This window comes from Kribbella sp. NPDC004536 (assembly GCF_042873835.1).
Lineage (GTDB): Bacteria > Actinomycetota > Actinomycetes > Propionibacteriales > Kribbellaceae > Kribbella.
Genome location: NZ_JBIALY010000003.1, coordinates 356,014 through 369,628, shown reverse-complemented (window position 1 = coordinate 369,628; position 13,615 = coordinate 356,014). Strand labels below are relative to the sequence as shown.

The following is a 13,615-nucleotide window of genomic DNA, read 5'->3' as shown; positions in this document are numbered from 1 at the left end:
ATGTCACGTTCTAACCGCCGCAGCACAGCTACGTCAATGGCTCAGCGAACAGGCAAACTTGGCATATCAAGTGATCGGACCGCCGGGAAGCTGATCCAGGACGAGCGCAGGTGCAGCCGGATCCGGACCTGGTCGGCGGTCAGCACCCGCGACCCGCGCGACCCGACGGCCTGCACCGTGAGCGCCCGCCCGCCGCCCGGGCCGACACCGGTCCGCTTCAGCACCCGGACGTACCGGATCGTGCCGACCTGGAACACCGCCTGCAGCTCGGCAGCCGTCCGGGTCACCTTCCAGGTCACGTTCGGGTTCCCGTTGCGCGGGTACGCGTCCCAGCCGTCCACTTTGGTCAGCTGGTACGGCGCGTCGCCGGCTGCCGTGGCGCCGCCGTTCGACGACGAGAACTCCGCGATGATCGGCTTGCCGTTGTACAGCCGGATCTGCCCCGCGGTGGCCGCGATCGCGTTGTTCGTCGACGTCTCCTCGTCGTCGTACCCGCCGTACACCTGACACGACGTCGTGTCGCACAGGTCGTACGCCCGCGCCGTCGCCCGGTTCCGGTGGAAGACCGAATAGGTGCGCGCGGCAACGGCCTGCGCCTGCAGGGCGGCCGGTCGCCAGCTCGTCACCGCCTCCCGCGGCACGACGCCACGCAGGTAGTACTCGAGCGGAAGGACATTGACGGTGTCGAGGTGCGCGCCGTCGACGTCGATCGCCCGCAGCACACCGCGGTACCGGCGGACGGCGCCGCTCGGCAGGATCAACCCGATCACGGCGGCGCCCTCGAACTGCGCCATCCCCGTGAACGTCTTGTACAGCGTCCACTTCTTGGTGGTCGCGTTGTACGAGTTGAGCTCGGTGCCGTGCTCGCCGTTCGGATCGATCGACCACTGGTTGATGGTCGATGCCTTCGGCAACGTGTACACCTTGCCGGTAGCCATCGACCGGACCGCCAGCCCGTTCACCGCGGCGACCCGGACCCCGTCGGTCGTGTCCGCGCTGATCCGGACCCGGATGCTGCCGGTCGCCTTCCCGGTGGTCGTACCGGGGTAGTAGAAGTCCAGGATCTGCTTGACCGACTTCCCTGCCAGCGCGGCACCTTGAGCCCCGTACTGCGACAGTCCCCGGCCGTGCCCGAACCCGCGCCCGGTGATCGCCGTGTCCGGCAGCGCCGCGGCCGGTGTGATCTCGCGGGCGTGTGCGGTCGTACTCACCACTGTCGACGACAGCACCACCGCCGCGATCACACGTTTTCTCATAGTTCCCTCCCGTAGACGACCTGAACCTGCCGGGCGCGGCGGTCCCAGACCAGCCAGCCCCGCTGGAACTTCTGCCGCGCCCCGCCGTGCACCTGGTACGCGTCGGTGATCGGCAACCCGAGCCGCGCACTCCCCGCGCCGAGCCGCCGGTACCTCGTCCGGAACGCGCCGGCGGTGGAATGCGGGCCGGTGGCAACGGAGTAGAAGACGTCGACGGTCGCGAAGTACGTCGCCCGGCCGGTCCGGGTCGGATGCTCGCCCCAGAACGGCTGGCCGATGTTGCGGAAACCGAGCTTCCGGGCGTACCGGTAGATCGGCGTCGAGAAACTCCCGCCCATCAAGGCGTTCACCCGTTGCCGCAGCCACCCGAGTTTGTCGTACAACTGGGTGCCCGGACAGTCGGTCGCCTTCGTGTCGCGATGCCCGGAGACCGTGTACAGACTCTTGCCGTCCAGCCGGATCGTTGCCGAGGGCGACCGGTAGTTGGCGTCCAGTTTCCAGGCCAGTACCCGGGCGGTCGACTCCAGCATCGCCGGCGGCGGCGCCACCTGGTCGAAGTTCCCGATCACCGCGACGCCGAACGAATTCGCGTTGTACGACGCGGTGTGCGCGCCGAGCACCGGCAGCTGCGCACCCCCGGCGCGGCCCTCGAAGATCCGGCCGAACCGGTCGACGAGGAAGTTGTACCCCAGGTCGCACCAGCCGCGGCTCTTCACGTGGTACGCGTAGATCGCCCGCACCATCGCCGGCACCTGCGTCCGCGTGTAGTCGTTGCGATCGGCGGTGTGGTGCACGAACGCCCCGAGCACCGTCGTCGTGTACCGCGGCCGCACGCAGTCCGCGCCGTTGTACGCCCGCAGCCGCTCGTCGGCACCCCAGCGCCGCCGGCTCACCATCAACGGCATCGGGTACGGCGACGCGCTCGACTCCGGACCCACCGAGCCGGGATCGTCCGCGTCGGACGCCAGCACGCCGGGCTGGATCAGCACCACCTTCGCGCCGGAAACCGTCGTACCGGCCGCGGTGACCGCACTGGCCTGAATTCCGGTCGCATTCCCGACCCACAATGGTTCGGTGCCGGCCCGCTCAATTCCTTCGGGCGCCAATGGATCGGGCCCGTGGTCATCCTCGACCGATAACGATTGCCAATCGGTCCACTTTCCATTCTGCTCGACCCGGACCTTGGCGGTGACGTTCCGCACACCTTCGGGCCAGGTCACGCCGACCATGCCATACGGTTTGGTATGCGCTTGGACGGTCACCCCGTCGAGCGGAATCTCCTGGTAGGACGGGTCGTCGGTCACCGCTTGCGGTACGAGTCCGGTCGCGGTCAGCACGAGCGGGAGCAGTCGCGCGGTGATGCCCATGAACAGCCTTCCGGCGGGAGTCGGACAGGCGCTGGGCGGGGCGCGTCTCCATTGTGCGCCGCGGGTGACCGCTTTCCCGGCATTGCGTCACCCTGCGTGGCGGGTCGGCGTTTGCGGGATTGGATAGGCTCTACCCAAAGGACCCCCGAGAGAGGCCCGTCATGGAATACATCCTGATCATCGCCGTCGTGGTGATCGCGGTGCTGGCGTACAACTCCTACCGTCGCACCCAGCTGCAGAACAAGAAGCAGCACGAGATCAGCGCGGCCGAGCTCGAGGCGGTCAAGCGGACCGCCGACGAGGACATCACCCGGTTCGGCGAGGAGCTGCAGGACCTCGACCTGGAGATGGTCGGCAAGGACCTCGGCGACGGTGCACGGCAGGACTACCAGCGGGCGCTGGACTCGTACGAGTCCGCCAAGCAGGCCGTCGGCCAGGTCACCCAGGCCGACCAGATCAAGCACGTCGTCGAGATCCTCGAGGACGGGCGGTACGCCGCGGCCTGCGTGAAGGCCCGGGTCAACGGCCAGCCGCTGCCGCAGCGCCGGCCGGCCTGCTTCTTCAACCCGCAGCACGGTCCCTCGGTCGTCGACGTCATGTGGTCGCCGCCGAACGGCGCGCCGCGTGAGGTGCCGGCCTGCGCGGCCGACGCCGAGCGGGTCCGGGCCGGCGCCGAGCCGGACGTCCGCAAGGTCATGGTCGGCCCGCAGCGCGTTCCGTACTGGGAGGCCGGCCCGGCCTACTCGCCGTACGCGCAGGGTCTGTTCGGCGGCGTCGGCGGGGTGCTGACCGGCATGTTCATCGGTACGGCCCTCGGCGGCATGTTCGCCGGCGGCGGGTACGGCGACTACGCCGCGGGCTACCAGGACGGGATGGCCGACGGCGGCGACAACGGTGGTGACAACGGGGACTACGGAGACGGCGGCGGTGACGGCGGGAGCGACTACAACCCGTTCGACAGCGGCGGCGACTTCGGTGGGGACTTCTAGACCAAGCCTGCTAGTACGTCACTCGCCGAACAGCGGCGGCTGTCCTTCGGGGGTGCCCAGCGAGTAGACCGGGTCCTTGAAGGTCCCCGGAACCTTGCCCAGTCCCCTGATCACCGTCGACGTACCGTTGGCATGGCCAACGGCGTACAGGTACGCCGAGCCGGTGTCCTTGTCGATCGCGGTCAGCAAGCTGCTCTGCGCACCGCACTTCTCCACGACCAGCGACTCGAACGTCTGCCAGGTCGAGGTCCGCACCTTCTTCACGATCGGCTTCAGCGGCGAGGTGCGCGGGATCCGGATCGTGTACAGCGCACCGCCCCGGGTGTTCGCCAGGAACGTGTCGTAGGTCTGCGTCTCGCTGATCAGCGCCATCGTCTTCACCGAGGAGAAGCCGGTCGCGGTCTCACCGTGCCAGACGCCCTTCGAGTCCGGCACCCAGCGGTGCAGGTAACCAGGTGCGCCGTCGAGGCCGTACCGCGCGCTCTTCGTCACCGTCGAGCCGGGAGGGACGCCGGACATGTCGGAGTAGTACGCCGAGTAGAGCGAGTCGTTCAGTACGACGAGACCGGTCGTGGTCGAGCCGGCCGGTACGTCGAGTGCCGTCGTCCAGGTCGACGCCGCCTTCGCGATCCCGGCCGTGAACAGGCGCCGAGGAGTACGGCGGACGCGGTGGCAGCGGAGGTTCGTCTCAGGGTCTTCACAATCTCCACGATGCGGTACAGACCAGCAAAGTTGCGGGAGATACCCGCGGTAACTTTTCCGGGGCCGACGGTATCGAGTTGATCGACACCTCATTCCGGAAAGGACCCTGGTTCGACATGAGCCTGACCAGAAGCTCCGCGGTCGCGGCCTCCGCCGTACTGCTCGGCGCGCTCGCCATCACTCCCGCGATCACCCCCGCCACGGCGGCCCCCGCAGCCGCCACCGCGGCCTGCACCATGACCCTCGGATCCATCACCGCCGGCGGCGACATCGGCGACTCGAAGATCACCGCCGGCTCGCCGGTGACCGCCAAACAGAGCACCGGCGTCCACATGTTCACGCCCGGCATCACCAAGCTGAGCACCACCTGGAGCCTCGGCACCAAGACGGCGTCCGGGCAGTACACGTCCGGCGAGGTGATGCTGAACACCAACCTCTACAACGCCTGGTACGGCACCGACAAGAACGGCAAGGCTGTCACCGGCTTCAGCAACTCCGGCAAGAACTACCAGGGCTACACGTACGAGGAGCAGACGTCGTACCTGTCGACCAGCGCCGACCTGAAGACGTACCGCCTCCGGTCGGACGGCACGCTGTACCGCTTCGACCACCACTGGGAGGCCGACTTCCCGTACGACGACGTGTACCACTACTCGGGCTTCTCCGCCGTGAAGACGATGGCGCTGATCAGTGAGACCAAGACGTACGACACGTTCCTCGCCAACACCCGCGGGGGCGCGCTCTACACGATCCACATCCCGAAGAACCCGGCGCAGAAGCCGGTCGTGAAGAAGATCGCCGCGTCGACGTGGCAGACCTTCGAGAGCCTCGTCGCCGAACGCTGCGGCACCCAGAGCACGCTGCTCGCCGCGGTCGACAAGGACACCGGTTCGGCGTACCTGTACGCGGTCAGCCACGGCGCGTCGGCGATCAAGGGCCTCGGAAAGATCCCCGGTACGTACAAGGACCCGGTCTACTACCTGCACACCACGTACCAGGTCCCGCCACTGTACGGCGAGTAGCACCTAGCGCTTGTGGACGGCGTACGTCAGGTGGGTGACGTTCGGCGCGTGTTCCGCGTGGACCTGTTCCAGTGCCACGCGGGACGCGTCCACGCCCTCGAACAGGCGTACGCCCGACCCGAACAGCACGGGTGAGAGCGCGATCGAGAACTCGTCGATCAGTCCGGCGTTCAGGTACTCGAGGATCGTCGTACCACCGCCGGCGATCCGCACGTCGCGATCGCCGGCGGCGTCGCGGGCCTGCTCGAGCGCGACGTCGATGCCGTCGGTGACGAAATGGAAGACAGTACCCCCTGGGCGTTCCCACGGATCCCGCTTCTGGTGCGTCACCACGTACACCTCGGTGTGGAACGGCGCTTCCTCCGGCCACATCCGCTCGCCGGCGTCGAACATCCGCTTGCCCATGACGCTCGCGCCGGTGCGCTCGAACGTCTCGCGCGCGATGTCGTTGTTGCGGCCCTCTTCGCCGCCCTCGCCGAGCTTGAGGTTCTGCCGGAAGAACTTCAGTGGGAAGACCCAGCGCTGCAGTTCCATCCACTGCTTGCCCATCAGCTCGCCGAGCGAGCCGGGTGCAATGTATCCGTCGAGCGACATCGAGACGCTGAAGAACACTTTTCCTGCCATCAGCTTTCCTTTCCGGTGACGTATGCGGCGAGGTTCGCCAGCGTCTGCCGGCCGCCCTCGATCGCGTGATACTTCTCGATCGCCTCGTCGCGGACTTGCTTGCTGGGGAACACGGTGCGCATCTCGATCCGGGTCGCCGCGCCGTCGGGCTCGAACGTCAGCACCGACTCGAAGGCGTTCGGGTCGTCGCGGAACTCACCGTGCCGCAGCGCGATCCGCTCCGCGGCGGAGATCTCGGTCCAGGTGATCCATTCGGAGTAGTCCGTACCGTCCGGTCCGTGCAGCAGGAAGTCCCACTCGCCACCGACGCGGAACTCGAACGACCGCGTGGTCGTCGTGAACCCGGCCGGTCCCCACCACCTGGACAGGTGCCGGACCTCCGTGAACGCCTCGAACACCAGCTCCGGTGCGGCGTCGATGATCCGGGAGATGACGATCTCGCGGTCGGCGGTCGTCGTGTCCATCAGTCCTCCTGCCTTTCCTGCTTGAGGTCCTGGACGTACGCGTCCAGGCGGTCGAAGCTCTCGTTCCAGAACCGCTCGAACCCGCCGGTCCACTCGTGCACCGGCCGCAGCCCCCGCGCGTCGAGCCCGTACAGCCGTTGCTTGCCGGCCTGGCGGTCCCGGACCAGCCCGACCTCGCGCAGCACCCGCAGGTGCTTGGACGCGCCCGGCTGGCTGATCGCCAGCTCCCGGGCGACCTCGCCGACCGGCCGCTCCCCCGCCCGCAGCAGCATCAGGATGTCCCGCCGCTGCGGCTCGGCGATCGCATTGAACACGTCCGACGTCGTCGCTGCCCTGGCCATGACCACGATCATATGCCTATATCGGCATACGTCAAGGCGAACATAACAGGCGGGGCAGCCCGCCTGTTGTTCTAGTTGCGGAGGTGGAGGCGGCGGGCGGCCTCGGCGACCGAGCCGGAGATCGAGGGGTAGACGGTGAAGGACTGTGCGACCTGGTCGACGGTCAGGCGCGCGCCGACCGCCAGCGAGATCGGGTGGATGAGTTCGCTGGCGCGCGGAGCGACGACCACGCCACCGACCACGATGCCGGTGTTCGGCAGGCAGAAGAGCTTCACGAAACCGTCCCGGACGCCCTGCATCTTGGCGCGGGCGTTGTCGGCGAGCGGCACCTTGACGACGAGCGCCGTACTGCCGCCGGCGTCCACCACCGCCTGGGACAGGCCGACGGTGGCGATCTCCGGGGCGGTGAAGACGTTCGCCGAGACCGTTGACTGGTCCAACGGTGTGACGGCGTCGCCGAGCGCGTGCGCCATCGCGATCCGGCCCTGCATGGCGGCGACCGAGGCGAGCATGAGGACGCCGGTGCAGTCGCCGGCCGCGTAGACCCCGCGAGCGGTCGTCCGGGACACCCGGTCCACCTGCACGAACCCGCCGTCGGTCAGCGACACGCCCGACTCGACAAGGTTCATGTCGTCGGTGTTCGGCAGCGACCCGACCGCGAGCAGCGCGTGCGAACCCTCGACCTTGCGCCCGTCGGTCAGCGTCACCACGACGCCGTCGCCCGACCGCTGCACCGACTCGGCCCGGGACTTGCTCAGTACGGTCAGCCCGCGCCGCTTGAACACGTCCTCCAGTACCGCCGCCGCGTCGGCGTCCTCGCCCGGCAGCACCCGGTCCCGGGACGAGACGAGTACGACATCACTCCCGAGTGCGTCGTACGCGCTGGCGAACTCGGCGCCGGTCACACCCGACCCGACCACGATCAGCCGCTCCGGCAGCTCCTCGAGTTCGTAGACCTGCTCCCAGGTGAGGATCCGCTCGCCGTCCGGTTCCGAGCCGGTCAGGATGCGAGGCCTTGCCCCGGTAGCGATCAGGACCACGTCGGCGTCCAGCCGCTCGTCGCCGACCACCACGGTCTCCGGGCCGTCCAGCCGGCCGCGGCCCTTGATCACCCGTACGTTGTCCCGGTCCAGCCGGCGGCTGATCCCGGAGGACTGGGCGGCGGCCAGCGCCTTCACCCGTTTGTTGACGACGGAGAGATCGACACGCACGGAGTTCGCCGGATCGTCGTCGCCGTCGTCGAGGCGGACCCCGAGTTCGCCGGCCTCCTCCACCTCGGTCATCACCTCGGCGGTGGCGATCAGGGTTTTGCTCGGAACACAGTCGGTGAGCACCGCGGATCCGCCGATCCCGTCGGAATCGACAACCGTCACCTCCCCACCGAGCTGGGCGGCCGCACTGGCCGCTTCGTACCCGCCTGGACCGCCTCCGATGATCACAACTCGCGCCACGAGAGGCCATTGTTCCGTATCCTCTGTTTCCGTGACCCTGTACGCCGCGTTTGCGTCGAATCTGGACCCGAACCTGATGGCCGAGCGGTGCCCGTACTCGCCGCTGCGCGGGACCGGGTGGATCGCCGGCTGGCGCCTCACCTTCGGCGGCGAGGAGCTCGGCTGGGAGGGTTCGATGGCCACCGTGGTCGAGGACCCGTCCGATCCGGCCAACCAGGTCTTCGTCGCGCTGTACGACGTACACCCCAAGGACGTCGAGCGGCTGGACGAGTGGGAGTGGATCGACCAGGACGTCTACAGCAAGATCCAGGTCCGGGTGCAGACCCTGGACGGCGAGCAACTGGCCTGGATGTACGTGCTGAACGCCTACGAGGGCGGCCTGCCCTCCGCCCGCTACCTGGGCATCCTCGCCGAGGCCGCGGAGGCCGCCGGCGCACCGGACGACTACGTGGCGGACATCCGGTCCAGGCCATGTCAGTCGTCGGGTCATTAGAGTTCGCATGTGAGCGATGATCTGAAGGCCGCCGCCGAAGCCTGGCTGAGCGAGGACCCCGACCCCGACACCCGCGCCGAGCTGACCCGGCTTCTGGACGCGGGCGACACCGCCGAGCTGGCCGACCGGTTCGACGGCACGCTGGAGTTCGGTACGGCGGGGTTGCGCGGCGCCGTCGGCGCCGGGCCGAACCGGATGAACCGCGTGGTCGTGATCCGCGCCGCCGCCGGGCTCGCGGCGTACCTGAAGGCGAAGGGCCTGACCGACGGCCCGGTGCTGATCGGGTACGACGCCCGGCACAAGTCGGACGTGTTCGCCCAGGACACGGCAGCGGTGATCCGCGGCGCCGGCCTGGACGCCGTACTGCTGGACCGCCCGACTCCGACTCCGGTCGTCGCGTTCGGGATCCGGCACCTGCACGCGGTGGCCGGCGTGGTCGTGACCGCGTCGCACAACCCGCCGCAGGACAACGGCTACAAGGTGTACCTGGGCGACGGCTCGCAGATCGTGCCGCCCGCGGACGCCGAGATCGCGGCCGCGATCGCCGCGGTCGGTCCGCTGGCCGAGGTACCGCGCGGGGACGACTGGCAGACCGCCGGGGACGACCTGCTGAAGGCGTACCTGGACCGGATCGCCGAACTCGTACCGGCCGACGCGCCGCGGGAGCTGAACGTCGCGTACACCCCGCTGCACGGCGTCGGGCGGACCCTGGTCGAGGCGGCCGTCGCCCGCGCCGGGTTCGCCGTACCGCAGGTGGTCGCGTCCCAGGCCGACCCGGACCCGGACTTCCCGACCGTCTCGTTCCCGAACCCGGAGGAGCCCGGCGCGATCGACGCGGCGCTCGAGCTGGCCCGGTCGATGAACGCGGACATCGCCGTCGCGAACGACCCGGACGCCGACCGCTGCGCGGTCGCGATCCCGGACGCCGCCGCCTCCGGTGGCTGGCGCATGCTCCGAGGCGACGAGCTGGGCAGCCTCCTAGGTGAGTTCCTGCTCCCAGGGTCTCAAGGTGTTGCCGCCTGCTCGATCGTGTCGTCGTCGTTGCTCGGCAAGATCGCGGCTTCGTACGGCGTGGAGTACGTCGAGACGCTGACCGGCTTCAAGTGGATCGGACGCGTGCCCGACCTGGTCTTCGGGTACGAGGAGGCGCTCGGGTACTGCGTGGACCCGGCGGCGGTGAAGGACAAGGACGGCGTGTCAACGCTGGTCCGAGTACTGCAACTGGCGGCGCAGGCGAAGGCGGCGGGCCGGACGCTGGCGGACCTGCTGGACGATCTGGCGGTCAAGCACGGCCTGCACGCGACCGACCAGTTGTCGGCGCGGGTCGAGGACCTGTCGCTGATCGGCAAGGCGATGGAACGGCTGCGGGCGACCCCGCCGAAGACGCTGGGTGCGTACGCCGTCGAGCGGATCGACGACCTGAGCCAGGGCTCGGAGTCGCTGCCGCCGACCGACGGGCTGCGCTACACCCTGTCCGACGGCGCACGCGTGGTCGTGCGCCCGTCGGGGACCGAGCCGAAGCTGAAGTGCTACCTGGAGGTGGTGGTGCCGGTGACGACCGACGTCGCCGGCGCCCGCACCCAGGCAGCGGATGCGTTGGCAGCCATCAAGACCGACCTGGCTGCCGCGGCAGGTATCTAGCGGAGCACTTGGCGGGTGGCTCCGAGAGGTCAGCGGGCTGCTGCGGCCGCTTCGGCTTCCTCGGCGTGCAGCGAGCTCTGCAGCGACGAGTGCAGGATGCGGAGCGTGCTGGTGGACTGCATCAGCGCGTCCCGCTCGTCCGGGTTCCGGTTCGCCAGCGCCGCGATGTCGTTGATGGCGCCTTCGATCCGGGCGATCCGGTCGGCGACCGTACCCTCCTGGCTGCTGGCCTTGCGGATCGCGTCGGACGTGACCGTCCAGACGTCTTCCTTGTCGTTGGTACGACGGGACATGTCCACCATCTGGCTGAGCGCCGCGAGGTCGTGGTCGACCTGGGTGCGCTCCACCGGCACGGTGATGCCCGCGGTCGCCTGGCGCAGCCGGGTGACGTGCCCGGACAGCTCCGACCAGGTGGACCGGCCACTCTTGATCTTGTCCAGCACCTTCGCGTACTCGGTGTTGAACTCGTCGTAGTTCACTGTCGTTGACTCCTGCCGTTCGACGATCGACCTCAGAACTGTAGGGCGTCCGCACCCGGAACAAGTAACTGCATGGTCGCAGTTCGTGCAGGTGTCGCCAAAACGCAACAGCCGCCCGGTACGCCAACGCGTACCGGGCGGCCGAGTTACGAACTGCGTCAGGAGACGTACGCCGACGACGCGTTGAAGGTGTTGCAGTTGCCGGCGATGGTGTAGCTGTGCTTCGCGTTGAAGCCCTTGGTCGACCAGAACGCGTGGTTCTTCATCGAGCCGTGGTCACGCGGGTAGCCCGGCTGGTCGCCGCTGTTGGTGACGACGTTGTTGAGCTGCGTCATCAGACCGCCGCTCCACGGGTAGTACCGCTTGTTCGCACCGAGGACGGCCGTACCGAAGCAGGACGCCTGCAGCTCGCGGCGACGGCTCTCCTCCATCTGCGCGGCGTAGGTGCTGAACGCGTACTGACGCTGCCAGGAGGCGTTGATGATGCCGGTCAGCCACTGGACGTGGTGACCGTACTCGTGCGCGATCGTGAACGACGCGTACGCACGGGCCCAGGTCGGGTTCTGCTTCCAGTAGCTGATCACCGGGCTGACCGGGAAGTAGATGTACGACTTCCCGCCGGCGGCGCACTGGAACGCGCGGCCCGAGGTGTCCAGGCCACAGGCCGAGTTGACCCGCGACGAGGTGGTGAAGATGAGCTTCGGGGCCACCTTGTAGGCCGCACCGGCCTGCTTGAGCGGCAGCGCCCAGGCAGCGTAGATGCAGCGGTCGAGCTGGGAGACGTACGCCTCGACGCCGGCGACCGTGCGCAGCGAGACGTTCACCTCCTTGCACTTCGACGGGGTGATCGCCCCGGTCTTGTAAATGCGGTTGTAGCGCACGATGGTCGTCGGCGACGACGCCTTCGTGCTCACCAGGTCACCGGCCGGCGGCGGGCTCATCGGCTTCGAGGTGCCGTCGATCGGGCCCTGCGGGGTGACGGCCGCTGCCGTCGTGCTGGTGCTGGAGGTCTGCGCGGCCTGCGCGTTCGGCAGCGCCATGGCCGCGAAACCGGCCAGGGCACCGACCGCTGCGAAGCCACGCAGGGTGGTACGGGAGAGGTTGACCATGAGCTCCACTCTCGATGTGTCTTAGGGACCTGTCGGACCAATCCTGAGGTGCACAGGGGTTCACCTGGGCTCGGACAGGGGGTCAGACGCAGCGATTCACGCCACAGTTCCGCTGAGATTCCACTCAGATCGAAACTCAGTGCGCGAGTTTCGTTCCCAGGAACCGCAACTGGTCGGGGAGCATACGCCGCCAGTACCCGCCGGTATGCAGCCCGGCCTGCTGCCCGCCGGCCGCGTGCAGTTCGGCCCGCAGGTCCTGGGCCGCAGCCGCGAACGGGTCGTCCCGGCCGCAGTCGATGCGGACGGCAACATCCTCGAAACCGACCCGGCGGCCGAACACCTGGCTGCGTTCGAAGTCCGCCTCGTCGTCGAACGCGCCCGGCTGCGCGTCGGCGTACCGGTGCCACAGCGCCGGGCTGAGCGCGCCGACGGCGACCGCGCGAACAGACGGCGCGACCCGGCGCTGCCAGTACAGCAGGGCGACCTGGAGCAGGGCGCCGTACCCGCCCATCGACCAGCCGAACACGCCGTACCTGCTCGTGTTCAGGCCGCGGGCAGCAAGTAGCGGCAGGAACTCCTGCGCGAGCATGAAGCCGGGATCGTTGCCGTCGGCCCGGCGGTGCCAGTAGCTGTCCTGGCCGCCGTCGACAGTCGCGACCGCGAACGGCGGCGTACCGTTCCGGACCGCCGAGGTCAGGAACCGGTCCATGCCCAGGTCATTCACCGCCGAGCGATGGTCGCCCCCACGACCGTGCAGCGCGAGGACGACCGGCATCCTGGCGGTCGCGGCGTACCCGTCGGGATAGATCACGCTGTAGCCGACGTCGGTACCGCGGCCGCGCGACGCGAACGTCCCGGACACGACCGGACCGGCCGGTACGTCGGGCACGACGCCGTCCGGGCCGGTGACCCCGAGCAGGTCGTGGAACCGCCCTCGGCCGGGGATCGCGCCGCTCTCGAGAGCCGTCACTGCGACCACACCGGTGATCGCCGCCGCGACACCGGTCCGGACGAACGTACGCCGGGTCAGCACGGCCTCAGCATGACGCCGTCACCGGGTCAGCGGAGGAACGCGGCGACCACAGCGATCAGGGCGAGTACGCCGAGCACGATCAGCTCCGGCCGTGCCCACTCGCTGACCACGTCGCCCTTGGATGTCCCGGCGAACTGCGCCATGTGGTTCTCGATCCGGCCGACCACGATGTCGGCCTTCGAGATCGAACTGTCCGCGGCGAGCTTCCGGCCGCCGACCCGTTGCTTGCGCAGATCGCGCATCACCAACTGGACGCCGGACGCCCGGAACCGGTTCGCGTCGGTGTGCACCCGGAGCAGGTCGGCGACGTCCGCGCCGGTCACCTTCGACCACGGGATCCGGTGGTCGCGCAGGTGGTTGCGGATCAGCAGGTCCTCGGGACTGAGCGTGACCGAAGGGCGGATCAGGCCGACGTACGCCAGCACCATGAAGATCGCGATGATGCTGCCGACCAGCAATCCGGTGGCGGTCCGCCACTCCAGGATCACGTCGAGCAGGCCGAGCGCCCCGATCACCAGGACGATGGTCCCGGTGATCCGGTTCGACGCGGACAGGTAGTGCTCGCTCTCGGGCGAATTCGACTTCACCAGCACAACGTAACCGGCGCGCGCTACCCACACTAGAATCCGCACTAGACTGCCGTG

Annotated in this window: 15 protein-coding genes; 4 read left to right on the top strand and 11 right to left on the bottom strand. The window is 68.8% G+C overall.

All coding sequences use genetic code 11. The annotated features are described in order from the left end of the window. Positions 1-41 precede the first annotated feature (41 nt). Complete coding sequence (locus ACFYRU_RS26950) at positions 42-1,256, bottom strand: SpoIID/LytB domain-containing protein (protein ID WP_387663359.1); 1,215 nt, start codon at positions 1,254-1,256, stop codon at positions 42-44. Further along, on the bottom strand, positions 1,253-2,623 hold the full coding sequence (locus tag ACFYRU_RS26945; protein ID WP_387663358.1) for an N-acetylmuramoyl-L-alanine amidase: 1,371 nt from the start codon (positions 2,621-2,623) through the stop codon (positions 1,253-1,255). Before ACFYRU_RS26945 ends, ACFYRU_RS26950 begins: the two co-directional genes overlap by 4 nt. Positions 2,624-2,784: 161 nt before the next feature. Between ACFYRU_RS26945 and ACFYRU_RS26940 the strand changes: the two genes are divergently transcribed. Further along, positions 2,785-3,612, top strand: coding sequence for a hypothetical protein (locus tag ACFYRU_RS26940; RefSeq protein WP_387663357.1), 828 nt, complete (start codon positions 2,785-2,787; stop codon positions 3,610-3,612). Positions 3,613-3,630: 18 nt separating this feature from the next. On the opposite strand, the gene ACFYRU_RS26935 is transcribed toward ACFYRU_RS26940, so the two are convergent. Further along, positions 3,631-4,131, bottom strand: coding sequence for a hypothetical protein (locus ACFYRU_RS26935; RefSeq protein ID WP_387663356.1), 501 nt, complete (start codon positions 4,129-4,131; stop codon positions 3,631-3,633). Positions 4,132-4,430: 299 nt separating this feature from the next. On the opposite strand from ACFYRU_RS26935, the gene ACFYRU_RS26930 reads away from it, so the two are divergent. Next, entirely contained in the window at positions 4,431-5,336 is a 906-nt protein-coding gene (locus ACFYRU_RS26930) for a hypothetical protein (RefSeq protein ID WP_387663355.1), read from the top strand. 3 nt (positions 5,337-5,339) lie between these two features. On the opposite strand, the gene ACFYRU_RS26925 is transcribed toward ACFYRU_RS26930, so the two are convergent. From ACFYRU_RS26925 to ACFYRU_RS26910, 4 genes are all read right to left on the bottom strand, one after another. Next, positions 5,340-5,960 (bottom strand): dihydrofolate reductase family protein, encoded by a 621-nt coding sequence (locus tag ACFYRU_RS26925; protein WP_387663354.1) that lies wholly within the window; start codon positions 5,958-5,960, stop codon positions 5,340-5,342. Next, positions 5,960-6,424 (bottom strand): SRPBCC family protein, encoded by a 465-nt coding sequence (locus tag ACFYRU_RS26920; protein WP_387663353.1) that lies wholly within the window; start codon positions 6,422-6,424, stop codon positions 5,960-5,962. Before ACFYRU_RS26920 ends, ACFYRU_RS26925 begins: the two co-directional genes overlap by 1 nt. Further along, entirely contained in the window at positions 6,424-6,765 is a 342-nt protein-coding gene (locus ACFYRU_RS26915) for an ArsR/SmtB family transcription factor (protein WP_387663352.1), read from the bottom strand. Before ACFYRU_RS26915 ends, ACFYRU_RS26920 begins: the two co-directional genes overlap by 1 nt. A gap of 71 nt (positions 6,766-6,836) precedes the next feature. After that, on the bottom strand, positions 6,837-8,216 hold the full coding sequence (locus tag ACFYRU_RS26910; protein WP_387663351.1) for an NAD(P)H-quinone dehydrogenase: 1,380 nt from the start codon (positions 8,214-8,216) through the stop codon (positions 6,837-6,839). Between the two features lie 31 nt (positions 8,217-8,247). On the opposite strand from ACFYRU_RS26910, the gene ACFYRU_RS26905 reads away from it, so the two are divergent. Further along, positions 8,248-8,709, top strand: coding sequence for a gamma-glutamylcyclotransferase (locus ACFYRU_RS26905; protein WP_387663350.1), 462 nt, complete (start codon positions 8,248-8,250; stop codon positions 8,707-8,709). A 9-nt stretch (positions 8,710-8,718) separates the two neighbouring features. After that, positions 8,719-10,350, top strand: coding sequence for a phospho-sugar mutase (locus ACFYRU_RS26900; RefSeq protein WP_387663349.1), 1,632 nt, complete (start codon positions 8,719-8,721; stop codon positions 10,348-10,350). Positions 10,351-10,379: 29 nt separating this feature from the next. Here ACFYRU_RS26900 and ACFYRU_RS26895 read toward each other — a convergent pair whose 3' ends face one another. The 4 genes from ACFYRU_RS26895 to ACFYRU_RS26880 form a co-directional block, all read right to left on the bottom strand. Further along, the gene (locus tag ACFYRU_RS26895; RefSeq protein WP_387663348.1) at positions 10,380-10,829 is read right to left on the bottom strand and encodes a hypothetical protein; all 450 of its coding nucleotides are present in this window, start codon (positions 10,827-10,829) and stop codon (positions 10,380-10,382) included. A 158-nt stretch (positions 10,830-10,987) separates the two neighbouring features. Then, on the bottom strand, positions 10,988-11,938 hold the full coding sequence (locus tag ACFYRU_RS26890) for a neutral zinc metallopeptidase (RefSeq protein ID WP_387663347.1): 951 nt from the start codon (positions 11,936-11,938) through the stop codon (positions 10,988-10,990). Between the two features lie 136 nt (positions 11,939-12,074). Then, the gene (locus ACFYRU_RS26885) at positions 12,075-12,971 is read right to left on the bottom strand and encodes an alpha/beta hydrolase (protein WP_387663346.1); all 897 of its coding nucleotides are present in this window, start codon (positions 12,969-12,971) and stop codon (positions 12,075-12,077) included. Between the two features lie 26 nt (positions 12,972-12,997). Continuing rightward, positions 12,998-13,558, bottom strand: a complete 561-nt coding sequence (locus ACFYRU_RS26880; protein ID WP_387663345.1) for a PH domain-containing protein — start codon at positions 13,556-13,558, stop codon at positions 12,998-13,000. Between the last annotated feature and the right edge of the window lie 57 nt (positions 13,559-13,615).